Source organism: Enterococcus sp. DIV1421a (assembly GCF_051711025.1).
Taxonomy (GTDB): Bacteria; Bacillota; Bacilli; order Lactobacillales; family Enterococcaceae; genus Enterococcus_B; species Enterococcus_B hirae.
In genome coordinates, this window is the sequence record NZ_JBIOLU010000001.1 from 2,579,333 (window position 1) to 2,603,372 (window position 24,040).

Below are 24,040 nucleotides of genomic sequence, written 5' to 3' on the forward strand. Positions count from 1 at the left end.
TTTTGTTATTTTGATTGTTCTTATTTTACCACATTTCTTCACACAAAAAATAGTCTTGATCTAAAACAGTTTGCTTCAATCCTTTTATTTTTCGTGGTTCGATAAAAAGGACAGGCATATGACACAAAGAAATGTATTCCTGTAGTTCAGCCATTTCTGTGGTTGTTAAGTACGCTCCAACATTGATAAAAACCAAGCATTTCTTTTTCACTAGATACTTATAAATCTGTAAAATCTCCATTATTTTTTGAAAGATTGATTCTGGTTGCGTCGTAATTCTTTTTTTTAATGATTTGAATAGCTCAACCATACTCATTTCTTCACAGACTAAATCTAATTCATGTTCTAAGAGTTCCTCACTAATCCATTCCTGAACCTTGGTGGTTAATTGATCAATCCTTGATTTTAGTTCGATGTTTTCATTTAATTGTTGCTCTAAGTCAGCATAGATCAGCTTCAATGTAGTCGGAGCTTGGCTATCAAAACTTAAGATATCCGTCACAACCATCAATTCTGATGGTTTGAGTAGCTGTAATTTATCATTGAAAAACTTTAACATGCTATTTTCACCATACTGGTAAACTCCATGAACGACTTTTGAAAAAACTTCCACATCTTCAATTACAAAAATCAGCGCTTTTTCAAAGCTTATCGGTTGTTCTAATAAAGAAAAGTTAAGGTTCATCCTCCACATCCTCTCCTAAAAAAATGACTCGTTCGTCTGAATTAGCTGGACTCAGGTCTTTTTCCCCCACACAAATAAACCATTCGTGAAAATTGTTTTTCAGTGACCGTTAGTAAGGTAACTAAGCCCTTTTTAGGATGATGGGCTTTTAATCGACCGAGCATCGCTTGATTAGCAGTACCGTTCAACAACAACTTACTATATACTGAAAATTGATGCATGATAAAGCCTTCACTCAGTAAAAACTTTCTGAACCTTCGATAAACTTTTCGATCATCGCTCGTCTCTGTCGGCAGACCAAACATTAATAACATTCTCATATAACGATAACTCATATTCCGAAATAAGGAACTCCTTTCCCTTCATTATTCAATGTTTTAATCGTTTTATTGGTGTAATCCGTCACGATATTCGTTAAGAACATTTCTTTTTTCCCATATAAATACTTTTGTGAAAACAAATCAAACAGCCTTCTTTTGATAATCGGGAAAGGTTGATCACGATATGTATAAACAATTTGATCAACTAGCGGACGAAATGGTTCCATCAAGTCACTTGCTAGATTAAAATCATTAAATTGGTTCGCATGTTTTAAACCGAATTGTGTCATACAACCATTTTTAACGATTTCTCTTGCAAACAAACTCATTAGCAGCGTATAACCATAATCTAACCCCGCATTGATTTCATTCGACTCCTCCCGCGTGAATTGATTACCAAACAACGTTTGAAAGTAGATTCTTGCCGCATGCCCCTCACGATTCGTCGGATCAAATGTTTCCAATTCTTCTGATAACTTGGAAAGCGCAGATGCCTTTTCAACAAAATCATTTTCTTGTAAAAAACGACATTGATTATGGATCTTTTGGGCAATGATCGTTGTCCAAACTACGCTCTTCAAGTCCGATTCCCACTGAATTTGTTTAGATAACTGCAAACTACTATCATGTCGCCCATAATAGGAGAATAATTGCGATGACGGCAATCGCTTGTCATCGCAAAATATCACTAAGATTTTTTCATCTGTTAAACGCTTCAACAACATTGTCGTGATCGTGATATCGGTTGTTTCTAAAATAAGGATATCGATCTCAGACAAATGGATTTTTTCCGTTTGTTGCGCATTTTTAAACACCAGATAATTATTTGCATAAGTCAGTTTAGAATGGGTATTGATTACTACTGTTCGCCAGCCCATAAGTCACCCATCCTTATCCTCGTTTCGTATAAACCAGTGACCGACTGGTAAATGATCGTAGCATCCCAAATCTCTGTTAAGCTGGTATAACGTTTTCGAGGGATCGTTACTCCGAAAAATTTAAAGTCTGCTGGAGCACCTATCGCATTGAACTGTAACAACTGCAAAAAGGATTGTGCGATCATCGAAATCTCTCCATATTTGTTTTCTTCATAGAGTTCTTGAATTCGCTCTATATTTTTATCCGCAAGTGTATACTTTTCTGCAAAAGCGAGAACTTCGGTTAAGATGGCTGAGAAATCAGAAAGATGAGTATTGACGTAATCAAAACTTTCTTGATAGGTGATTTTGTCATAATGTTGCGCATGGTATAACAAGGTTACTAATTGGTCCGATAAGATGAAAGGATTACCTTTTTGCGACTCCTTGTGACTTGCCAGGAATCTTCTGCGCCCATTATCAAACTCAAACAAGGTATATTTTGGCAATTTGATAAACTCTGTCACCTGAGGAAAGCCTTTTTCTTTTAAAAATGTAGTCGGATCTTTTTCAAAAGCCGCTTGTTCCATGATGGTAATTCCTTCAATTGCCCTGGTTTTCTTTTGTGTCTTCCCTTTGGCATAAACAAACGCAATGGCATAGGCAATGACTGGACTTCCAAAACCACCGTACTTCGTCACATCCCAATTATTTTTCCGTTCGATCAGTTTATCAGGTTTTTCTTTTGAATTGACCGTTTCCTTATAGAAACCACCTTTTTGTTGTTCGACTTTTTTCACTACATTCACTTGATGAGAGCTAAGAACTTTTTTGATCCGTGGGAGATGATGGCTTTTTTCCCAATAAATTTCCCCATTTTCATCTCAAAACGGTTCGTCTGATTCAAGGAACTTTAAAATATTGGAATAAAATTCTTTTTTAGCGGTAGCTTTATTTTCTCTTGCTAAACTATATTTGACATACTTTCCATAGACAAATTCAGGTGCTAATTTAGGGTACCGTTTTAACAAAACATTCGCAATGAAACCATTTAAATACGCATCATGCGCATGATGATGTGGATTGATCTCACGTACTTTATAAAGCCCAAAAGTTTGTCTGAATTGGCTCGTCAATGTTGCTTTTAGCGTAATAATCTGTACCCCATCACAATCTGTTCCTTCCTCTTCCTGATTAAACGATTGATGTAAAATATTCGCAACATGTTTCGTGATTTGTCTCGTTTCGACTAATTGCCGCTGAATAAAACGAGCTTTATCCTCTGGTGTCAGTTCAATTTTGGTTAAATACGCATATTTTTTTGGACTAATCAATTTGGCTTCTTTCAGTTGATTCCAAAAGATCCTTTGCTCGTTGACTATTTGTTTATTCGGCACATCGTCGCGCTTCTTTTGATTTTGTTTACTAGCAACTAACACCTTGTTATCAATAGAATTATCTACAATAAAACTTCTCGGTATGATATGATCCACTTCGTATTGGTGAAGATTCTCGATGTCTAGCGGTTCTCCCGTATACATATCTCTGCCATTTTGCAAATAGTACAGGTACAACCGTTCTTTTTGGAGCGCTTTGTTATCTGTTGGCTGTTCTTTTAATAACGTGCTTCCTATCTGTTTCAACCCATTTTCTAAAGCTTTAAGACGTGGTTTCGTCCGATGCGTTTTTTGGTTTTCTCTTGCCATTTCGATCACGATATTCTTTGGTTTGTATCCAATGATCGCAATCAGTTCTTCCACGATTTTAAGACTTTGCCAAATTCCTTTTTTGATCGCCGGACTTCCTGGTAAGTCTTGTATGACGTCAACTAATGATTTATGTTTAGAAAACACCGTTGCTTTTGCAATTTCTTCTTTAAAAGATAAATGCTCATCATTGATCAGCTGCATCAAATTACGGTTACGGTTAGCCGGGACGTCATCATCGTTGATTAGATAATCAAGGATCGTTTTATTCGTTTTTCGATCTCTGATGCCATGGATCAATTTAGCTGAGAATCTTCCCCAGCCAGTATAATGTTTTCTTGCAAATTCTTTGAGCAACTTTTCACCGAAGACCTCTTGATACTTACTTAATTGATGTTTAATCATTTGACGGTCTTCAAAAATGGTGAGTATTTTTACGATATCCTCAAAAATCGGTTCCATTTCGGGTTGTTCCAACCACTCTTGCATGGCTTTTTGGTTTGTTTTTGCTAATTTCATAAAATCATGATACGTGCTATACGAAGCATTAAATGCTTTTTCAATACCAAAAATCTGGGCATTTTCAATATGGTAATGCGTATACAAAAAGTTTTGTAATTTTTTGACAGTGATTTTTCCTCGCTCTTTTTGAAACAACTGTTTAAAAATCTGCTGTTTCTCATCACCGGAAAAATACTGTTTCACACCTCGTTCATCTTTATAGCTCACTTTGGTTAGTTCATTGAAAATCATATATTTTTGATAAAGTAAGCTATTTTTAGGAAGTACTTTTTCTGTCGGTAAATACGTATCTTGCTTTGTCATTCTTTGAATAAAACGCATCGCTGATTTTTCGATATCTACGACTTCTGAAAAATTCCACGGAAGGATTTTTTCAGCTGTTTTCCGCTCGATCCAAGCAAAAGAACTAGCCTCTTGTTCTTTTGCCAAAGGACCGACATAATAAGGGATTCGAAATTTGAATAACGCAATGATTTTTGGTCCTGCTTCTTCTAGAAATGGATAATGTTGTTTTTGTTGATCAATGATCGCTTTCAATTCTGTTAAATGTACTTGATGAGGAATAACCCCATTGGTATAAGTACGTTGTTTCAATAAAAAGGTTTCTTGATCGATTTTTTCTAGAAAAGGTTCACTTCCTACTATCCCACTTAGCTCTTTTTTGACGAATTTATAAAATTCTTCTTGAGTTGTTTTTCCTTTGATATAACCAGCATAACCATTTTTGGTGGTATCTTTGAAAAAAGCTGTTGCTTTTTGTGGTACGTTTTCTTTCACGAATTGTTTGAATTTTGCCAAATCAGCTTTATGCCGTTCATACCGTTCGACCATCCCTGAAGACAGTTTTGCTTGCGTATGTTTGACAGTTGAAGAAATAATCTCTGATAATAAGATCGCATCATGGACTTTCTTCGCTTGCAAAAAGATATCTAGGTACTCATCACCGATTTTTTCTAACAAAGACTCCAGATCTTCTTCATAGGTTTCCTTTGAAAATTGGAGTTTTACTTCTGCTTCCAAATCAAATATACGTTTAAAGTTCGCTTGATTCCCAACGATCAATTTTAAACATTGAGCAAAAAAGCTGTTGATTTTTTCTGTAGGATAATATTTGAGGATTTCTTCCACTTTTTTCGTCTTCGATAATTTATCTGTCAAAATAGTTAAAACGGGTTGGTGAACGATTAGTGGTTGATCTGATTGTTTGCCATACTGTTCTAAAAAAACACGAAAACTTTCTTCAATAGAGGTATTCTCCGTATCCAAGTCTCCTTCAAACAAAAAATGACCACGATATTTCAATAGATGAGCCAATGCCAGATAAACCAATCGGAGATCTTCTTTTTCCGTTGAATCGACTAACTTTTGGCGCAAATGATAGATTGTCGGATATTTTTGATAATATTCTTTTTCTTCCTCTAACGTGAGGAAAATCGATGCTGGTTTGTATTGTTTTTCTTCTGGAACTAAGAAGCTTTCTTCCAAACGTACAAAAAAGCAGTCATCTTGTTTGCAGAGTTCTTCAGCAAAAAGATCTTGTAATTTGCTGAGTCGATATTTTCTGCGAGCCAATCTTCGGCGATTCGTTCGCTTAGTTCTTCTAAACTCCGCTGTTTGACCTTCATCAAATAATCGTGCGCCCCAAAAATTTTTTTTGATTTTCTTTTTTTCAGTATTTCCGTGAACGCTCATTTTCCTTTTCATTAATTGATAATCATCTTTTAGTACCGCCCAGCCCACAGAATTGGTTCCTATATCTAAACCAATCGTATAGTCCTTTGTCATTCACTATCCATCCCTTCTTTTAACATTTACACAACTTAGCAAGTTGTCTTCTTTACAATTGCCAACCATCATGAATAGTTAGACAAAGTGATTTTCTTTTTCTACTTGTAACTCTTTGGTATTATGCTATAATCAATTTGTTGGTAGCATTCAAATCAACATAGCGAGTTAAAATAAGGCATTGTCCGTTATCAGCTTTTAAAGCAAGCACTGTCTCGGTGCTTTTTTATTTTGCCTTTTTTTGTTATATATAGGATTTTTAACAGTTTTACTATAACACAAAATTTTTATGCGATTTTTATTTTTGAAAGCATTTTATTTAGAATTTTGATTTTAAAATCAAATCTAATGAAACTTTTTTTAAAAAATAATTCTAATTACCTAATGTTTTATCAAATATAAAATAACGCAAATCTCTTACATATCTTTTCATTGCTATCTGGCAAACCATTCTTTCCAGATTTTCTGCCAATCTTGATTTCCTTCCCAAGCTTTCCATTTTTTCAGCTGACCAACTTTTCGATTCCATTGACTTACTTTTGCTCAAAATTAGACACTCTGTTCAATCTGTCCAAAGTTCGGATATTTGGTTACCCTATCATTTGGCAATTAGAATGAAAGGTTCTATCCTTTTACATAGAAGGACGAGAGAAAAAACAAAGGAGGAATATCTTATGAGTAAAAAATGGATCAAACTAGGTATTGGACTAGGCATATTAACATTGGGTGCTGTTTATCTTGGTAAAAAGACAGGCTTGTTAGAAGATGATCGTCATTTGTATGATGAATTTGAATCGATCTAGTCAAAGAAACGAATCGTCAGACTGTTCACTTGTAAAATACTGGAGGAATCACAATGAGAAAAAGTAAAGCAATAATGATTGGCGCTGGAATCGCCAATATGGCAGCTGCTGTTTATTTGATTCAAGAAGGAAACTGGCGTGGTGATCAGATTACGTTTTATTCTTTAGATGACCATGGCTCCAATGATGGTGCCCCAACGGATACCGTTGTCGATGAATATTGGAATAAAAATCATCCCTTAGAAAACAAAAAGGGCTATATCGCCCGTGGTGGACGTATGCTCAATTATCGAACATACGTAGATTTGATGGATCTCTTAAGCCGAATCCCCTCTGTCACCGAACCAGGAATGACTGCGGCTGAAGATACTAGAGATTTTGATGCAAAACACCGAACATTTGATAAAGCACGTTTGATGGAAGGCGGCAAAGGAATTATTGACGGAGGCAAACTAGGATTTAACAATAAAGATCGTTTGTTATTGACTAAGCTGATCGCCATGCCTGATTCAGAAGAAGAAAAATTAGATAATGTCACAATTGAAGAATACTTCAAAGATGATCCTCACTTCTTTGAGACAAACTTTTGGTTTATGTGGGAAACAACTTTTGCTTTTCGTACTCGTAGTTCTGCCCAAGAACTTCGTCGCTATATGCATCAAATGATTTATGAATTTACACAAATCGAACATTTGGTAGGAGTAAACCGAACTCGCTACAATCAGTATGAAAGTATCATGTTGCCATTGATCAATTATTTAAAAGACCAAGGATGTCAAATCATTTTGAACCGCCGCGTAGTCGATTGGGAATTCAAAGAAACTCCGATGCAAGATGAAATTACAGTGACTGGCTTAAAAATGATCAACACGTTAACCAATGAGGAAGAACACGTCGTGGTTGATGGTGATACGGGTGTGCTTTTCACTAACGGATCAATTACTGATTCGGCTACACTAGGTGACTACGATACACCAGCTGTTGAAAATATGGATTATGGTGCTGCTTCTAGTTTGTGGAAGAAAGCCAGTGAACGTTTCTATAATTTAGGTAACCCTGACAAATTTTTTGCCGATCGTGATGCCAGCGAATGGGTTAGTTTCACTTTAACAACTAAGGATCATTTGCTTTTAAATGAAATTACTCGGATCACGACACAAGTCCCTGGTAATGCATTGAATTCATTTATCTCCACTACACCAATCACGCCACTCGGACAAAAAGATGTCAATATGTCGATCGTCGTTCATCACCAACCACATTTTACTTCACAAAAACCAAACGAAACCGTCATTTGGGGATATTTCTTATACCCTCGACGTCGTGGAGAATTTGTGGATAAGCAATATATCAAGATGACTGGGAAAGAAATGTTAGAAGAATTGATCGGACAACTTTCGAAAGTCGATCCTGGTCCTGAAAATATTCGAACGAAGGAAACCGAGATTTTTGATAGCGTTGTGAATAATATTCCTGTGTATATGCCTTATGCTTCTGCATTATTTAATAATCGAGCAAAAAGCGACCGACCAAAAGTGATTCCTCAACACTCAACGAACTTGGCATTTACTGGAGAATTTGTCGAACAACCTTATCAAATGATCTTTACGGAACAAAGTGCCGTACGCTCTGGCGAGATCGCTGCTTTCCATTTTGCTGGTATTCCAATGTCACGTCTTGTTAAAACTCCAAGATATGACAAAGATATTCCTACATTGATGCGTGCTGCTAAGAAAATGTTTGAATGATCGATGCAACAAGCTATCAACAAGGAACAACCGCAACAAAAAACGACTGTCACTTCCTAGTAATGGAAGTGACAGTCGTTTTTTAGTATTTCATCATTCAACAAATGATTTTTATTTAGCTATTGATCTCAGGCTTTTTTTAAGGTACTGCTTCCAGTTTTCAGCCACTTTTTACTTTGCCGTTTCTGCAGAAGCTTACTTCCCCCACCGAATAATACAGCACAAAACAAAAGAATGCCTCCAATAATCGCTGGATACATCAGTAGATCTTGCACGTAATGTGTCATTAATTGTAAAGTCGCTTGTGAATGAAAAGCTATATTATGTAAAACGTCTTGTATATAAAGCAATCCTGCTAAAACACAAAACATACTTCCAGTCGTTCCCAAAATAAACATACCGTAACGCAGGAAAGAAAAGGGTGTTTTGTTAATTACCCGATATAAATAGACTAGCCAAAACGCCAAAAGACCCAGACAGATGTAAAAAAGAGGTACCACTATTTTTCGAGCAGACACGATGTTTTCGATAAAAATAGTCAAGTATCGATCACCTAATGCACTTTGGAAGTGATACATGTAAATAAAGATCATTGTCTCGATTTTATTTTTTTCCTCTTTATCGATAGTCAGTTGTTTTTTTGTTGCAATTGTAGCCACAGCCTGAGCAATTTTCTCACTCACCTCATTGCTGTCTCTTAGCTCATAATTTGTTTCTTCATATGTATGTTGGATAAATGGTCGAAGGGCTCCTTCGACAAAACTTGGTGAAAGTGCCGTTGCAACGACCTCTGAAAATTCACTTTCTTCTGTGTTTTCTTTCCGAAAATTCTGAGCAGCTTCTGCGAGGATCAATTCGCTATACTTTGTTTTTTCGATTTGACCGAGTAAATACGCCTGATCAAAAAACGTCACTTGAATGATTCCTACGGAAATAATCACAAAAAAAGTCACTGAACAAGCAAATGTGACCATCAGTTTTCTGATTTGTTCTCCCTTTTTTTCTTTTATCACAAATAACCTCCCTTTTGATCTATTTTTTAATCTGTTATTTACTTAACCTAAGAAATCAACATAATTTAATTATACTTCTAACTATAAAGCTTCTCAATGTAAACCAAATAATACACTAGTTATTTTAAAGTGATTTTCCCTTTACTAAAAGCGTTTCACTACTCAAAAGCCAGCTCCTCCTTTAGAATGAAATTAGCTGTTCGTTCAAAAAATGACATGTTATAGGGTTTGAAGAAAGGAGTTTTATTTCATGAAAGCTGTTACCTGGCAAGGAAACCAAAAAATGGAAATCAGAAACGTAGATGATCCAAAAATCGTGGAACCGACAGATGCTATTATTCGAATTACCGCTACTGCGATTTGCGGCTCGGATCTTCACCTCTATCATCATGGGGAGGCTGTTTTAGAAAAAGGATATGTCGTTGGTCATGAACCAATGGGGATTGTTGAAGAAGTAGGTCCTGCAGTAAAAAAACTAAAAAAGGGACAGCGGGTCGTTATTCCTTTTAATATTAGTTGTGGGCATTGTCATTTCTGTACCCATGAGATGGAGAGTCAATGTGATCGCTCAAATCCAGATCAACTTTATGGTGGTTTATTTGGCTTTGGCCGTTTAAATGGGAATCATTGGGGTGGTCAAGCTGAGTATCTTCGGGTACCGTTTGCTGATAGCACTTCGTTTATCGTACCTGACAATGATCTTGCAGACGAAAAAGTCCTTTTCTTATCTGATATCCTTCCAACTGCTTATTGGAGCGTACAAAATGCCAACGTAAAAAAAGGCGATACTGTAGTGGTCTTAGGGTCAGGACCAGTTGGGTTGTTTGCACAAAAATTTGCCGCTATGGCAGGAGCAGAGCGAGTGATTGCTGTCGATCCGGTCCAACATCGTATTGATAAAGCCGCTCGTTACAATCATGTAGAAACTTATTTGTTAGAAGATACTCAATCTGCTGGGAAAGAACTTTACGAATTAGCAAAAGGTGGCGCTGATGTCATCATTGATTGTGTAGGGATGGATGGCTTGGAACCAGTGAAAGAAAAAGCTAAGAATCTCGTTAGTTTGCAAAGCGGGACGATTTCACCGATCCAAATGGCTGCGCAAGCTGTCAAAAAATTTGGAACCGTACAAATCACTGGTGTTTATATGACCCCGGCTTCTTCGTACCCACTACAAGAATTTTTCATGAGAGATATCACAGTGAAGCACGGTCAGGCACCGATCGTTCATTTGATGCCTAAAATTTACGAGATGATTGCTGCGGGTCTGTTCGATCCAACCCAAATCATCACACATGCGATGCCTTTAGCTGATGCTGCCCGAGCATACGAGATTTTTGACAAAAAAGAAGATAAAAATATCAAAGTTGTTTTGAAACCTTAGCTTTGTTCACAGATAGGTGAGTGAGAGATGCCAGAAATAAAACGAAAAAGCCATGAAATAGATATTGGGAAAGAAGAAGATATCGAAATTGCTGGACAACGTTTTCGTCTTTATTTCCAGAACCGCTATACATTATTGTCTCTTGCAGTTGATTTATTAACAGGGATTTTTTATATTTTTGGAAGCGTAGCGTTGTTAACAGATATTCCAGACCGTTATAGTACCTATTGTTATCTAGTAGGAGCGATCTTTTTGACTGCACGACCTATTTTGAAAATAGTACGTAATGTCTTCATCTATGACGAGAAAAAAAAAACAAAAAAAGAGCGAAAAAAAGAATGAATAAGAAAGCTTCCTAATTTTTCGGTAAAAAGACGGAACGCCTATTTAGGACAGCGAGCTCATTCATGCTTTTCCAACAAATCAACCATTCTAAATTCCAGGACTGATAGAACTTTCTATTGCTCCTGGAATTTTTTTGAAGCTAAAAAATGGGACCGTCCACTAAATAATACTCGAATAACCAATATACCAACAAAAATAGCATCAAGAAACAATTTCCGATTTTTCTTGGCATTGCTCACCAGAAACAAAAGATTACTGATCAGACAAAGAACCCTTTTGAGTAATCAACTCCGATCACGTTGTAAAAATCGCTAGTTGATATAAATAAACCGGGATCCCTTCATTATCTTGCACCGTCGTCAGATATTCCCACTCATATCTTTCATAAAAACCTGTATGATCAGTCGTTACATAGAGCTGCGAAATCCCAAGCGCTCCCATATCCTCTCGAATAAATGATAAAATCTCTTTGGCAATTCCTTGATTACGATACTCTTTTTCAACAAACAATGCACAAACATTCGGAGTCAAATCTGGACGATCATGAAAATCATTCGCGATGACCCCTGCTCCAGCGATAATTTTTTGTTCTGACGTCACGACTATATACCATTGAGGAACAGCGTTAGATGATTGAAGAGAATCTTCCATGCTCTCTTGGTAAAAGGAAAGCGGAAGATGCCATTTTGACGTAAACCATTGCGCTGCCTGTTCCAACCATTCAGGTCTTTCTCTGATCTTAACCAACTCATAACCTTTCATTTCGTCCTTTCACTCCCCTATACATTTGCACTATTATAGCACGCTTGTTATCGAAATGGTTTTTTTAAACTCCAAAAAAACCTCCTTTTATCCTTCTTTTTCACTAAGAAAAAAGAAAGCATTCCTTGAGCCATTTATCCAAAAAAAAAAACAGTTGTCATGACCTCTGTCAGACAACTGTTTTTTTTGATCGCTCATTAAACGAAACAAGATCTTTTCACTAAAGAATAGTTACTTTTGATAGTATGTGCTGTTTCTTTCTTTTATGTGCTTTTAGCCGTTTAATGCTTCTTTTCTTTTTTCTTGAACTGTCGCTACTTTCACAAATGGTAGGTAAATCAAGACAGATAAGATTAAGTTGATAGCAGCTAAGACACCGCCAGCGATACTTTTTGTTGCTAATACCCCACCGATTACTGGTGGTGTTACCCATGGTGGCATCACCGTTGCAGCTGGAACTAGTCCGGTAGCAGTAGCAAAATAAGCAACAGATACTAAAACCATTGGGGTTAAAATAAACGGAATAAACATAATTGGGTTCAATACGATTGGTAAACCAAACATTGTTGGTTCATTGATATTGAAAACACCTGGTGCGATCGACAAGTTCGTAACAACCATATAAGGTTTATTTCTACGTCCCACTAAATAAATCGCTAGTAACAGACCTAATGTTGCCCCTGTACCACCTAAGTTGACAAAGCTATCAAAGAAAGGTTTGTTTACAATGTATGGTGCGCTATGACCAGCAGCGATCGCATTAACATTTGCTTCGATTGCTGGTGCATTGATTGTTTGCATCAAAGGGTCTACCATGTTTGCTCCGTGTAATCCAAAGAACCATAAGAATGGTGTAATGAATGCTAACAACAAAGCTGAAGGATAAGAATTGGCTAGTCCCATGAATGGTTCTTGGACAATTGTATAAAACGCGCCTACGATATCATCTACACCAAATGCAGCAAAGATCGCAGCAATCAAAGCAAAGAATGAGATCGTGATCATTGCAGGTAATAATGAAGCAAAGGCTTTAGCTACAGCTGGTGGCACGCCATCAGGCATTTTGATGATTAATTTTTCATTTCCACTTAAACGAACAAAGATTTCTGTTGAAATAATCCCAACAATAATTGCAATAAATAAACCATTTGAGCTCATGCCCAACGCTCCGCCTAATGCGAAGAATGAACCTAAAGAAATTACTCCAGCAGAAACGCCGTCTTTACGATAACCATTTGCCAAATGATAAGCAAGTAGAAAGGCGATCAAAACTGAAAGAATCGCAAATGTACCATTCCAAGCAGCTGCGCCAAATCCTTTCCAAGCTTCGCCACCAAAAATTTTATTCATTAATTCTTGGAAACCAGGAATAGGCAAGTTATTGATCATTACTGCTAACGCACCTAAAATCATCAAAGGCATACTGACCATAAATGAATCACGAATCGCTACTAAATGACGTTGAGCACCAATTTTTGATGCCACAGGTATAAAATGTTTCTCCATAAATGCAACAAATTTATCCATGTTTCTTTCCTCTTTTCTATTTCACCAGTTTACTTTAAGCATCTAAACGTCGATATAAATCAATGATTTCTTTTGCTAAATCTGTAAATGCAATCGAAGTCATCAGATGGTCTTGGCTGTGAACCGTCAATAAAGTCACTTCCATATGATTACCTTGTGCTTCTTGTGTTAACATTTCTGTTTGAGAGTGATGAGCTTGCACTAAAGATTCTTCTGCATCTTTGATTTTTGCATCAGCTAACTCAAAATCTCCTTTTTTCGCTGCAGCAATCGCTTCCATTGCATCGCTTTTTGCATTTCCGCCAAACATGATCAAACCCATGATTGCTTCAAGATTTTTTTGCTCTTGCATTGTTGGTTTCCTCCATTATTTATTGATTAATGATTCTGCTTGTTCTAATACTTTGGCACCGTTCATCATACCGTAATCTTGCATATTGATTACATCTAAAGGAATTCCTTTTGGTGCTAATTTTTCAGCAAATTGATTTTGCATAAAACGTACTTGTGGACCTAAAAGTAAAACGTCTACATTTTTTGATTCTAATTGATTGTCTGCATCTGAAGCAGATACTGCAAAGATATCAGCCTCGATTCCTTTTTCTTCTGCCGCTTTTTGCATTTTTGTTACTAATAAACTAGTACTCATTCCAGCTGAGCATACAAGCATGATTGTTTTCTTTTCCATTTTCTACACTTCCCTTTCTTGTATCTTACACTTTTATATAAAGCAATTACCGTGCCAACTTTTAAAGCGCTTTAATCCCTTGTCGTGCTAACGCTTTCAATAGAACACTGTATAGATGCACACTTCTTTTTTCTTTGCACACTAAAATTAGTGTGCAAAAGTTGATCATTTCTCTGATAAATTTGTGTAGCTCATTCATGGTATCAAAAAAAATAAGCCGTAGTTTCGCAAAAATGACTCCTTTGAGCGAATTCCAGCTTATTTTCATCTGCTTGTCCTACTATTCACTTTTGGTCGTTTCTTGAAATTTTTTGTTTAATTGGGTTAATAACTCAATTTGTAATTGTTGTAATTCCAGCATTTGTTGCCATTGCTGTGACATCAAATAATCGATTTTTTCATGCAACAAACTAATTTCTAACTCAGCTTTTAGGTTTGTTTGATAATCATGGTCGGCTGCTATCCGATCTCTAGCTGCTTGTCTGTTTTGACTCATCATAATGATCGGTGCTTGGATAGCAGCTAAACAAGAAAGCACTAAGTTCAAAAGAATGAACGGATATCGATCAAATGATAGGCCAAAAAAATGTAACGTATTCAACAAGATCCAACTACCTAAAATTACTACAAAGAGAAAGATAAACGGCCAACTACCACCAAACTTGGCAATTGCATCTGCTGATTTTTGACCAAAAGTCGCTTTTTGATTGATCGTTGTATTTAAATTTTGACTAATGATTTGCTTATTTTTCAACTGCTCTAGCATTTCTTGATTAATTTTTTTTGTTTCATTCTGGTCTTGAATGATTTTTTCTTTTATATACTCAAAATGATAATTCATAAAAGTAATAAAAGGGATTTGGGACTCTATGGTCAGTTTCTTATTTTTTTGTAAAATAAATGAACGAATATCTGTATCAATTGTTTTCAGATGAACGTAATCTTGATGAGCCATGGCCACTCCTCCTTTACGTTATTTTTCTGAGAAAAAGGAAAAAACAGCTTTCATTAGTGTCCTAAGATTTGTTCAATTTTCTGTTCTTCTTCAGGTGAGAAGGAAAGATTATCCATCATCCGAACACTTTCTTCTAATTGACTAAGTCGACTAGCGCCTACAAGCACACTGGTAACTGACTCTTGTCGTAGATTCCATGCTAAAGCCATTTGTGCTAACGTCTGTCCACGCAAATCAGCTAAATCCTGTAATTGCTTGATCTTACCCAATGTAGGTGTCACTTGATCTTCTGATAGAAAAGGAATTTCTTTACGATGGGCTCGAGAATCTTCTGGAATCCCATGTAAATAGCGTTTAGTTAATAACCCTTGCGCTAAAGGACTAAAAGTAATAGCTCCCAGACCGGTCTCTTCTAAAACAGGTGCTAAATCTTCTTCTAATAACTCTCTTGAAAACATATTGTAACGCATTTGGTGGATAATAAATGGAGCGTTCATTTCACGTAAGATAGCAGACATTTTCTTCGTGTCTTCCCCGTTGTAGTTGGAGATCCCAATATACAGTGTTTTCCCTTGACGAACTAATTGCATAAGCGCTTCTGCCGTTTCTTCCAAAGGTGTATCTGGATCAGGACGATGATGATAAAAGATATCTACGTAATCTAACCCCATCCGTTTGAGGCTTTGATCACAACTAGCAATGATCGATTTACGGGAACCCCATTCCCCATAAGGTCCTTCCCACATGTGATAACCTGCTTTGGTTGAAATGATCATTTCATCACGATACGTTTGAAAGTCTTCTTTAAAGATCCGACCAAAGTTTTTCTCTGCTGCTCCTGCTGGTCCACCATAGTTATTGGCTAAATCAAAATGTGTGATCCCCATATCAAAGGCGCCACGTAAAATTTCCCGTTGATTACTTATAGGATCATAATCACCAAAGTTTTGCCATAATCCTAAAGACAGCAAAGGCAATCTCAACCCAGATTTTCCAGTTTTTCGATACGTCATTTTTTCATATCGCTGCTGATTTGCTACATACATTTTTTATCCTCCTCTTAACCAAGTATACGCTTTCAAAAAATGTGACTCGTCACTTCTTTTTCCTAGTATGCGTACGTGTATTTCGTTTTTGATAACTATCGTTCTATGTGCATTATACGCTTATCGTTGGCGAATTACTAACAAAAATCCTCTTTAGCCTCAATCATCACCATGGATCATTTGGTAAATATCCCTAGGTAATCGGTGTTGATATCGAATTGTTTTTCGGTAAATTCTGGAAAGTATAAATCACTTGCCCATTGCCAAGCAGCTTTTTCTATATGTAAAAGTTCGTTTTCTGAAGGATTCTGAGGCCATTGTGCTACCCAGCAATTCTCTTTTCCTAAGACATCCAAGTCTAAAGTTCCATTCGTAAACCATGAAAGATTGGAATAATGAACCACCTGGGAAAAACCAGCTGCTTGAATGGCCTGACTAAACACTTGCGCATTTTCAGTCACTCTTGCTAGATTCATTTGAGGATTTTCACTATCGTTCACAACTACAGTAGAATAAGGTAAATTTAATTCTTTTAGATAGGCTAATAAATAGTAGGCTTCTTTTTCGGTGTCTTCTGCATAATTAAACCAAGCATAATGATAGACACTCACTTTCAACCCCGCCTGGATAGCATTCGCAACTTGTTCGGGGGCCAGTGGGTTCCTATAAGAATCCCCTTCTGTTAACTTAACTACTACACCTGTGATCCCATAGTTTTTCATTGTTTCATATGCTTCGACAGATAAATAACCATTATGTGAGGAAACATCAATAAAATCTTTTGGCGGTCTACTATTTTCAGAAGCAGAAATGCCTGACCCCGAATCCAACAAATTTACTCGATTATTACGTTGTTTTGCCACCACATTGTCTAGTAAATGCTGTTTGCTTTCAGTGATAATTGTTTGGGTGCTTTCTGATTTTTCATAAGTATGGACCACAAAAAATGTTGAAAATATTGAAAATACTGAAAATAAAAAAAGAACACTAAAAACCAATAAACGCCTTTTCTTCATCATAGGTACCTTCTTTCTTTTATTTGAGAGAGGTTTCTCAAATAAGTGTACCACTTAATCAACAGCGCTTACTTAAAAGTATTATTAGATTTTAATCGTTATTAAATCATCTAGCAATTTTAAGGGAATGACTGATTTTTACAGAACATCTTCCACTTACACGATTACTTATTCGTCTCCTCCAGACCATTTTTTCTTTGCCCGCTTAAAAAATAAAAATTGTTGATGAGACTTCTTGATCTTCTTATAACGTTTTTGTTGTTTTTTGTAAAATTGTTGATGATAATTTTCAGCAGGCCAAAAGGTTGTTGCTGGCTTGATCTGTGTGACGATTGGTTCCGCAAACTGATGCGAAGCGATCACTTGTTGCTTGGATTTTTCTGCTAGTATTTTTTGTTCTTCATTTTCTACAAAAATGATGGAGCGGTATTGATTCCCACGATCCTGAAACTGTCCAAAGGCATCTGTTGGATCGGTGACTTGCCAAAAAATCGCTAATAGTTCTTCATAGTTTATCATTCGCCGATCAAAAATAATCTCCACTGCTTCCACATGCCCAGTCGTGCCACTGCTAACTTGGTCATAGTTAGGATGTTCGACCTCCCCGCCAGTATATCCGGACAACACGGAAATAATCCCTTGCCGTGTTTCAAACGGTTCGACTAAGCACCAGAAACAGCCCCCGGCAAAGACGGCTTTTTCTTGATAGCGTTCATCGGTGATCTGGTGTTTCGCAAAGTCGTAAGACACTTGTCCCATCGGATCATGGGTGATCTTCAAATAAAAGTCCATCACGTCAGGCGTCAAATTCCCCCGAAGTGCTAGTGGTCGCAAAGAGACTTCAATCATTTCAAGGATTTCTTTTCTTTGTTTTCTTTCCCCTACTTGGTTTTTCGCTTGGATCAACAATGTCCGTTCCCATTCACGGGTATTAGGGTTTAAAATGAGATTGTATAATTCTGCTAGCTCTTGCTCCACCACTTTTCCCCTCACTTCTTGGTCAAATATGTAAATTCGTCCTGAATGTATCACGAAACTAGCGAAATTGCGAATAGACCGCTTAGAGGAGTCGTGGGAGAGAGTAGGCTACTCAAAAAAACTGAGACAGCCATTCTTTTGCCTGCTACAGGCAATCAAACGACTCTCTCAGTTTGTTCTATTTGATATGAATGTTTATTGGTAATACACTTCGTCTAAAAATAAACCATGTGCCGGCACGGTTTCTCCTGCCTGTTGTCTTACTTTATTCTCAAAAATATCATCAATCGCCGAAACAGGTAACTTTCCTGTACCGATTTCCAAGAGTGTACCCATCAAGATCCGAACCATCTTATACAAAAAGCCATTGCCCACAAAGGTAAAGTGCAACATGCCGCCTTCTTGTTCGATTGAGAGCTCATGGATCGTACGAACTGTTGATTTTTTTGATTTTTTCAAGGCAGAAAAACCGATAAAATCATGACTTCCCATTAGTTTTTGACAAGCTTCATTCATTTTTTCCAGGTCTAGTTCTTGCGGAAAATAGAAACTATGATTTCGTTCAAAAACAGTTGGAACGGGATTATTCCACACATAATAGCTATATTTTTTCCCTGTCGCATTGTATCGAGCATGAAAGCGTTCAGGCATTTCTTCCACTTTTTTGATCACGATATCTCTTGGTAGATAGCGGTTGAGAAAAGTTAGCATTTCATTACGACTCATTTGAGAAGTCGTTTTAAAGTTTGCCACTTGTCCTCTGGCATGTGTCCCAGAATCCGTGCGCCCCGATCCAATGATCTCAATTTTTTCTCCAGTCATCTGTGAGATGATTGCTTCGATTTTGCCTTGGATCGTTTTATCGTCATCTCCCAGACGTTGCCAGCCTGAGTAACGTTTCCCATCATATTCGATCGTTAATTTGATATTTCTCATGTCTTTCATTAGACTCCCCTACGATATACATTTGCACATCACGATGTGCGGTCAAGGTTTAGTCTGACACATTTGTCCTGTGGTTTCAATCAGTTTTACTAATTTCCAGCATTTAGTTAGGGCTACAGTCCGCTATGCCCTAATGTGTAAGATACTTAACCACACAATTGGTAAATAATTAAAGAAGAAACTGATCCGTTGACAAAAACCTAACTGATTCAAAACCGGCAATTGATTTAATCCGGGAATACGTGCTGCGCCATAAATTCCTGCAAAAACCAAGCTGGCAACTAGTAAAATAAAAAACGATTGAGTTAATTGTGCATCGCCCATTTTGCGATACAATAAGAAAACAAATAAAGGGAACAAAATAAATCCACCATACCCAATCCCTGAACCAAGATTGTGAATCCAAGTCGAAAAATTCCAAGAAGTTTCGTTCGTGTCCACACTAAATAACCCGGTAAAAATACAATCTGTAACACCATATAGACCGATGGCAGCTGTCACTAATAAAGCAAGTGGTTTTGAAGTAGTAACAAAAGCTTGATATAACGCTGGCATTGCCAAAACATACAAGCAGCCAGATATGACCGACCAAATCAAAAATGCTTTTCGTACGGGACTACCAACATCCCCAAAAAGACTGATCACAGCAGTCATTTGATTAAGTTTAGGATAAAAAATCCCTAAAACATACGGCGTCAGAAAATCACTTACTACTCCTGACAATAAAAAATAAAATCCATACTTACGTAAAAAATCCATCCTGCATCCTCTTTTCACCAACCAGAAAAAAGAAAGTTTCATGCTCGCTTTCTTTCAACATTCTGGACATCATCTAGAAAAATTGTACCGAATTATACTAATTTAAACAAGCTTCAAGACATCCGGTACCTTGGATTTACTTGATGAGGGTAATGAGCACTTTCCTCTGAACCACAGTAGCTGATTTTATACGATCATTCCATTTTTTTCACGATATTCTTTTGGTGACTTGCCGACGATTTTTTTGAACAACTTTGAAAAATAGGTGGTGTTGTTGTAGCCGATCTCACTAGAAATTTCATTGATATTTTGATTGCTATGCAGCAGCAACCATTTCGCTTGTTCCATTCTGAGATGATTTAAATAAGTTGAAAAACTTTTTTTCGTTTCTTTTTTGAATAATTGCCCCAAATACATCACATTCAAATGCAGGCTTTCTGAAACTTCTTTCAAGGTTAAAGGTTCTCGGTAGTGTTCGTGTAAGATCGTCATCACTCGTTCGACATTCTCGCTATATCGGACTTGTTTTTGCTGTTCCTTGATCAAAGATAGTAAGAGTTGATGCAGTTCTTGGACTGTTTTTGCTTGATTGATCTGTTGAATCCCTTTTAAATATTCATCGTCTTCTAGCCGAATCAATTCCCGGTGGATATCCATAAACAACAAAAAACTAAAATGACGGATATCATCCGGTGTCATTACAGCAGTTTGAAATTGGTCAAAAAATTGAGTGATCATTTGTTGGGCACTAGCCAATTGCCCGCTTTTCAACACACGATTAAACGAAGAAAAATCAATTGCCTGTTCTTTTGCTGCTTCTTGTTCGGCAAAAAAGATATGTTGGTCTTTTTCACCGTAGAATTGATGCAGTTGTAAATTATCTTTGGCATGTTGATAACTCTCAGGGATCTTATCAGGATCTGCTGTTTCATCTCCAATACTGATCAACCAGTTTTCTTCCATACTCTTCTCTTGAATGAAGCGGCAAAATGCAGAAACTGACGCTTCTTCCAGCAACAAAGTAAAGCGTTCCATGTCTCCAAAGTTTCGTTGATAATAAAAAAGTTCTTGGTGGTTTTTCAGCCACTGATTCACTGATTTCCCGACGGATCTAGACACTTGAGCGAGTAAAACTCTTCGTTGTTTCCCTCCGATTTTGTCTAAAATCTCTTCTTCACTCACTTCATCTAATTCTTCATTGAGCCACTGACTAAAAAGGACTTCTTGATAGATTTCTTGCTGGTTTTTCTGTTCAATTTGATGATCTAATTGCTGCTTCACTTTGGTTAAACTAGCAATCAGTTCGGTTTTATTAACTGGCTTCATCAAGTAATTGATGGCCCCTAATTGCATCCCACTTTTTAAATAATCAAATTCCTGATAACCAGAAAGAATCATAAATTCAAACGCATGATGTTCCTTTTGAGCCGCCTCGATAAATTCTAAACCATTCATTTCGGGCATCGTGACATCTGTTATAACTAAATCAATGGATTGATTTTCTAAAACAGACAATCCTTGCATCGCGTTTTCTGCCGTTGCGACTACCTGAAATCCCAAACTTGCCCAATCAACAATTTTTTGCAACCCTGCCAAGATCATATATTCATCGTCGACTAATAACACTCGGTACATGTTCCTACCCCTTTTCTTTAAATGTAATAGTGACAGACAATCCTCCTTCTTGATTGGTACTTAGCTTCATCTGATAACTATGTCCAAAACTAGCACGCAAACGTTCATTCACATTTTGCAATCCAATCGATTGGTACAATTCGACTTTAGGATGCGCCAATCTTGATTCGATCTCTGCCAAGCGTTCCGGTGTGATCCCTTTGCCGTTATCCTTCACAATAATCTGGACTCGCTGCCCTTCACGAAACACTTTCACGCTTAAGGCATTATCAAAACGTGTAAAATCGACCCCATGTTTAAAATAATTTTCGATCAATGGTTGAATCACAAACTTCGGTACTTCGATACTTGCTAATGATGGATCAATGGAAAAATGATAGGCGATCCGGTTGGGGTAACGCATCTGATATAAATAGACATATTTTTCGCAAAAGTCCAGTTCTTCCTTTAAACTGATCGTCTTTTCTTGATTAGTATTGTTTCGCAACAAGGCCGAAAAAGCATACACCACATCTGCCAATTCTTCGCTGCCTTCACTTAATGCATACATCCGAATATACTCTAACGTGTTATAGAGAAAATGAGGGTTGATTTGTGCTTGTAATGCACGCATGTGGGCATCTTGCTGTTTGATTTCCAATTTATAGATATCTTCAACATATTGGTTGATGCTATCCAACATCTCATTGATCCCTATAGAAAGGTCTTTTAATTCATATTCCGTTTGGGTCGTATCGATCCGCGTCTCCAAATTCCCTTTGGCCGTTTCATTCATTGCATCCATCACGAGATCTACTTGTTGCGAATAGCGCTTGAAGGTTTGGTATAAAAAGAATAACAGACTGACATCTAATAGAAATACACCGAAAATCAATGGTGCTAAATCTTGGATAACCGCTCGTCTAACCATCGAACGATCTAAAGTAGCCAATATCCGGTAATCATCGGGTAATTGTTGGTACTGGATGAAATTATTTTTTTCAAGGTTTATCAGTGGCAAAGTGGAATTTTCTTGAAGGCTGGTTGTAATCAATTGTTCTTGGGTTGCTAGTTTATCCTTTGTCATTCCTTGATCATGGAATGTGTATAAACGGTTGGTGGTACCAGAGATCATATACAATGATAAGCCGCTAAAGGTATTCAAACTCTTTAATGCCGCATCCAATTCCGCTTTTTCAAAACCGACGAACATGCTCCCGACTTCGCTTCCACCTTGCGTGATCGACATTTTGATATAAAAAGCATCTGTCAATTTAGGCGTACCACTTTTAATCACCCCACCTTTATTTGCTCTAGAAGATTCCAGATACTCAGGCAATTGACTGAAAACAACATAGACGGAGCTGACTTCCTCATAGCTGACATAAATATCTCTCATTAGATAAGGAAAAGAGACAAAATCGGTCGTTTTTTGTTGTTGATCATAAGCGTACATCAAATATTCATTGATCGGTTTTGTCAGATAAGTAGTCGCATTCTCGATTTTATCAGAGTTCCCCAACAATTGGTCTTTAATGATTTTACTTAGTGTCGTTTTATCGTTCAGTGTACGACTGGTACTTTGTAACGCCTCACTTGTCGTTCGCTTGGCTTGCTCTTGCGTTTGTACCCACGTATGAACACTGATGATAGCAGTCGCCACCGTTGTTAATAAAATCAGGACGAGCGCATATTTTCGGAAAAGACGATTCAGAAGTGTTCCTTGTGAAAATAAAATACGCCATTTATTCATAGCTTTCTAACTGCATATCCAGTTTTTCCCGCCATTGTTTGGTTACCAGCCCATTCCAAACAGTCAATAAGCCAATCACACCAAAGAGAATCAGTCCTTTATAATTCCAAGTTAGCCAAAAAATAATGCCTCCGCCAATCAACAATTTCAAAAAGGTCGAAAAACTGGAAAAGCCTGAAACAAAACTTAACTTAAGTAGGTTAGGAATCGAAATTTCGTATTCACTATCTAAAATCAAGCTATACTGATAAGTGGAGTAAATATAAAGTAAACTAAAAATCAGGATAAAATCAGTAATCAAAAAAAGAATGCCTTGAATTTGAACCGATAAGTATAAATTATAGCCAAGCAAAAATGTCCCCGCTAAAAATAAACCAAACAACACATTCCCACGGACAAATGTTTGTTTAAATGTTTCCCACCCTCGCTTAAACGTAATCTCTTTATATTCAAAACCATAAAGATAAAACAATTCGTTGACTGTTTTATAAGCAGGTCCAATCCCTAATACGATGGCTCCCATCAGTGTATAGATCCAAAAATAAAAAGTTAATTTCATGACCACCCACACTCTGATAAATAATGTTTCTAGTGCTTTACCTAACATGCGATTCCCTCCATAAAAAACATTGTATTCCCTTTCATTATACAAGAGTAGTAAAAAAGTAAAAGAACCAGTTTGATAAAAAACCTAATGAACTTTTAGCTACTTGGTTGCTTTTCTTTCATTTCTTCGGACACTAATCAAAAAGCAGAACTCTCCAAAAATTCGACATGCAAATTTCGGAAAAAGTTCTGCTTCTTTCAAGAAACTGATTCAGTTCCTTGA

20 protein-coding genes and 2 pseudogenes are annotated in these 24,040 nt (G+C 37.0%); 4 read left to right on the plus strand and 18 right to left on the minus strand.

Annotated elements, in window-relative coordinates; genetic code table 11:
- Positions 1-25 precede the first annotated feature (25 nt).
- From csn2 to cas9, 4 genes and pseudogenes are all read right to left on the minus strand, one after another.
- Complete coding sequence (gene csn2 / locus IGK21_RS11665; protein ID WP_181915151.1) at positions 26-685, minus strand: type II-A CRISPR-associated protein Csn2; 660 nt, start codon at positions 683-685, stop codon at positions 26-28.
- Positions 675-1,020, minus strand: a pseudogene (gene cas2 / locus IGK21_RS11670) (CRISPR-associated endonuclease Cas2). Before cas2 ends, csn2 begins: the two are co-directional and overlap by 11 nt.
- Positions 1,017-1,883, minus strand: coding sequence for a type II CRISPR-associated endonuclease Cas1 (gene cas1 / locus IGK21_RS11675; RefSeq protein WP_181915152.1), 867 nt, complete (start codon positions 1,881-1,883; stop codon positions 1,017-1,019). The pseudogene cas2 and the gene cas1 overlap by 4 nt, the downstream one beginning before the upstream one ends.
- A pseudogene (gene cas9 / locus IGK21_RS11680) lies at positions 1,865-5,875 on the minus strand (type II CRISPR RNA-guided endonuclease Cas9). The gene cas1 and the pseudogene cas9 overlap by 19 nt, the downstream one beginning before the upstream one ends.
- A gap of 674 nt (positions 5,876-6,549) precedes the next feature.
- Between cas9 and IGK21_RS11685 the strand changes: the two are divergent.
- On the plus strand, positions 6,550-6,678 hold the full coding sequence (locus tag IGK21_RS11685; RefSeq protein WP_010720995.1) for a hypothetical protein: 129 nt from the start codon (positions 6,550-6,552) through the stop codon (positions 6,676-6,678).
- Between the two features lie 53 nt (positions 6,679-6,731).
- Positions 6,732-8,426 carry an oleate hydratase gene (locus IGK21_RS11690; protein ID WP_010720996.1) on the plus strand — a complete coding sequence of 565 codons (1,695 nt, stop codon included), beginning with the start codon at positions 6,732-6,734 and terminating at the stop codon, positions 8,424-8,426.
- Positions 8,427-8,554: 128 nt separating this feature from the next.
- Here the strand turns inward: IGK21_RS11690 and IGK21_RS11695 are convergent, their stop codons facing one another.
- Complete coding sequence (locus IGK21_RS11695) at positions 8,555-9,439, minus strand: hypothetical protein (protein ID WP_252703170.1); 885 nt, start codon at positions 9,437-9,439, stop codon at positions 8,555-8,557.
- Between the two features lie 250 nt (positions 9,440-9,689).
- On the opposite strand from IGK21_RS11695, the gene IGK21_RS11700 reads away from it, so the two are divergent.
- Positions 9,690-10,823 (plus strand): alcohol dehydrogenase catalytic domain-containing protein, encoded by a 1,134-nt coding sequence (locus IGK21_RS11700; RefSeq protein ID WP_010737002.1) that lies wholly within the window; start codon positions 9,690-9,692, stop codon positions 10,821-10,823.
- A gap of 27 nt (positions 10,824-10,850) precedes the next feature.
- On the plus strand, positions 10,851-11,165 hold the full coding sequence (locus IGK21_RS11705; protein WP_094940691.1) for a YrhK family protein: 315 nt from the start codon (positions 10,851-10,853) through the stop codon (positions 11,163-11,165).
- 297 nt (positions 11,166-11,462) lie between these two features.
- Here IGK21_RS11705 and IGK21_RS11710 read toward each other — a convergent pair whose 3' ends face one another.
- The 13 genes from IGK21_RS11710 to IGK21_RS11770 form a co-directional block, all read right to left on the minus strand.
- Positions 11,463-11,930: a GNAT family N-acetyltransferase gene (locus IGK21_RS11710; protein ID WP_438719413.1), complete on the minus strand. Its 468-nt coding sequence runs from the start codon at positions 11,928-11,930 to the stop codon at positions 11,463-11,465.
- A 273-nt stretch (positions 11,931-12,203) separates the two neighbouring features.
- Positions 12,204-13,457 carry a PTS sugar transporter subunit IIC gene (locus tag IGK21_RS11715; RefSeq protein WP_010721001.1) on the minus strand — a complete coding sequence of 418 codons (1,254 nt, stop codon included), beginning with the start codon at positions 13,455-13,457 and terminating at the stop codon, positions 12,204-12,206.
- Positions 13,458-13,491: 34 nt separating this feature from the next.
- Positions 13,492-13,809 carry a PTS lactose/cellobiose transporter subunit IIA gene (locus tag IGK21_RS11720; RefSeq protein WP_010721002.1) on the minus strand — a complete coding sequence of 106 codons (318 nt, stop codon included), beginning with the start codon at positions 13,807-13,809 and terminating at the stop codon, positions 13,492-13,494.
- A 15-nt stretch (positions 13,810-13,824) separates the two neighbouring features.
- Positions 13,825-14,145 (minus strand): PTS sugar transporter subunit IIB, encoded by a 321-nt coding sequence (locus IGK21_RS11725; protein WP_010721003.1) that lies wholly within the window; start codon positions 14,143-14,145, stop codon positions 13,825-13,827.
- 280 nt (positions 14,146-14,425) lie between these two features.
- Positions 14,426-15,100 carry a DUF1003 domain-containing protein gene (locus IGK21_RS11730; RefSeq protein ID WP_034700483.1) on the minus strand — a complete coding sequence of 225 codons (675 nt, stop codon included), beginning with the start codon at positions 15,098-15,100 and terminating at the stop codon, positions 14,426-14,428.
- A 53-nt stretch (positions 15,101-15,153) separates the two neighbouring features.
- The gene (locus tag IGK21_RS11735; protein ID WP_010721005.1) at positions 15,154-16,146 is read right to left on the minus strand and encodes an aldo/keto reductase; all 993 of its coding nucleotides are present in this window, start codon (positions 16,144-16,146) and stop codon (positions 15,154-15,156) included.
- 176 nt (positions 16,147-16,322) lie between these two features.
- Complete coding sequence (locus IGK21_RS11740; protein ID WP_081128853.1) at positions 16,323-17,162, minus strand: GH25 family lysozyme; 840 nt, start codon at positions 17,160-17,162, stop codon at positions 16,323-16,325.
- Between the two features lie 168 nt (positions 17,163-17,330).
- Complete coding sequence (gene msrA / locus IGK21_RS11745; protein ID WP_370566311.1) at positions 17,331-18,143, minus strand: peptide-methionine (S)-S-oxide reductase MsrA; 813 nt, start codon at positions 18,141-18,143, stop codon at positions 17,331-17,333.
- Between the two features lie 192 nt (positions 18,144-18,335).
- Positions 18,336-19,076 (minus strand): tRNA pseudouridine(38-40) synthase TruA, encoded by a 741-nt coding sequence (gene truA / locus IGK21_RS11750; protein WP_053766251.1) that lies wholly within the window; start codon positions 19,074-19,076, stop codon positions 18,336-18,338.
- 132 nt (positions 19,077-19,208) lie between these two features.
- Positions 19,209-19,844, minus strand: coding sequence for a DUF998 domain-containing protein (locus IGK21_RS11755; protein WP_010721009.1), 636 nt, complete (start codon positions 19,842-19,844; stop codon positions 19,209-19,211).
- Between the two features lie 186 nt (positions 19,845-20,030).
- A complete protein-coding gene (locus tag IGK21_RS11760) occupies positions 20,031-21,479 on the minus strand; it encodes a response regulator transcription factor (RefSeq protein ID WP_034867981.1) in 1,449 nt (482 codons plus the stop codon).
- 4 nt (positions 21,480-21,483) lie between these two features.
- Positions 21,484-23,211 carry a sensor histidine kinase gene (locus tag IGK21_RS11765; protein ID WP_034700488.1) on the minus strand — a complete coding sequence of 576 codons (1,728 nt, stop codon included), beginning with the start codon at positions 23,209-23,211 and terminating at the stop codon, positions 21,484-21,486.
- Positions 23,204-23,818, minus strand: a complete 615-nt coding sequence (locus IGK21_RS11770; protein ID WP_010721012.1) for a YesL family protein — start codon at positions 23,816-23,818, stop codon at positions 23,204-23,206. The genes IGK21_RS11765 and IGK21_RS11770 overlap by 8 nt, the downstream gene beginning before the upstream one ends.
- Positions 23,819-24,040 lie beyond the last annotated feature (222 nt).

What these genes read in the sequence shown, in the direction of transcription:
- csn2 (WP_181915151.1), bottom strand. Translation starts at nt 685, where the DNA reads ATGAACCTTAACTTTTCTTTATTAGAACAACCGATAAGCTTTGAAAAA.
- cas1 (WP_181915152.1), bottom strand. Translation starts at nt 1,883, where the DNA reads ATGGGCTGGCGAACAGTAGTAATCAATACCCATTCTAAACTGACTTAT.
- IGK21_RS11685 (WP_010720995.1), top strand. Translation starts at nt 6,550, where the DNA reads ATGAGTAAAAAATGGATCAAACTAGGTATTGGACTAGGCATATTAACA.
- IGK21_RS11690 (WP_010720996.1), top strand. Translation starts at nt 6,732, where the DNA reads ATGAGAAAAAGTAAAGCAATAATGATTGGCGCTGGAATCGCCAATATG.
- IGK21_RS11700 (WP_010737002.1), top strand. Translation starts at nt 9,690, where the DNA reads ATGAAAGCTGTTACCTGGCAAGGAAACCAAAAAATGGAAATCAGAAAC.
- IGK21_RS11705 (WP_094940691.1), top strand. Translation starts at nt 10,851, where the DNA reads ATGCCAGAAATAAAACGAAAAAGCCATGAAATAGATATTGGGAAAGAA.
- IGK21_RS11710 (WP_438719413.1), bottom strand. Translation starts at nt 11,930, where the DNA reads ATGAAAGGTTATGAGTTGGTTAAGATCAGAGAAAGACCTGAATGGTTG.
- IGK21_RS11715 (WP_010721001.1), bottom strand. Translation starts at nt 13,457, where the DNA reads ATGGATAAATTTGTTGCATTTATGGAGAAACATTTTATACCTGTGGCA.
- IGK21_RS11720 (WP_010721002.1), bottom strand. Translation starts at nt 13,809, where the DNA reads ATGCAAGAGCAAAAAAATCTTGAAGCAATCATGGGTTTGATCATGTTT.
- IGK21_RS11725 (WP_010721003.1), bottom strand. Translation starts at nt 14,145, where the DNA reads ATGGAAAAGAAAACAATCATGCTTGTATGCTCAGCTGGAATGAGTACT.
- IGK21_RS11730 (WP_034700483.1), bottom strand. Translation starts at nt 15,100, where the DNA reads ATGGCTCATCAAGATTACGTTCATCTGAAAACAATTGATACAGATATT.
- IGK21_RS11735 (WP_010721005.1), bottom strand. Translation starts at nt 16,146, where the DNA reads ATGTATGTAGCAAATCAGCAGCGATATGAAAAAATGACGTATCGAAAA.
- IGK21_RS11740 (WP_081128853.1), bottom strand. Translation starts at nt 17,162, where the DNA reads ATGAAGAAAAGGCGTTTATTGGTTTTTAGTGTTCTTTTTTTATTTTCA.
- truA (WP_053766251.1), bottom strand. Translation starts at nt 19,076, where the DNA reads ATGAGAAATATCAAATTAACGATCGAATATGATGGGAAACGTTACTCA.
- IGK21_RS11755 (WP_010721009.1), bottom strand. Translation starts at nt 19,844, where the DNA reads ATGGATTTTTTACGTAAGTATGGATTTTATTTTTTATTGTCAGGAGTA.
- IGK21_RS11760 (WP_034867981.1), bottom strand. Translation starts at nt 21,479, where the DNA reads ATGTACCGAGTGTTATTAGTCGACGATGAATATATGATCTTGGCAGGG.
- IGK21_RS11765 (WP_034700488.1), bottom strand. Translation starts at nt 23,211, where the DNA reads ATGAATAAATGGCGTATTTTATTTTCACAAGGAACACTTCTGAATCGT.
- IGK21_RS11770 (WP_010721012.1), bottom strand. Translation starts at nt 23,818, where the DNA reads ATGTTAGGTAAAGCACTAGAAACATTATTTATCAGAGTGTGGGTGGTC.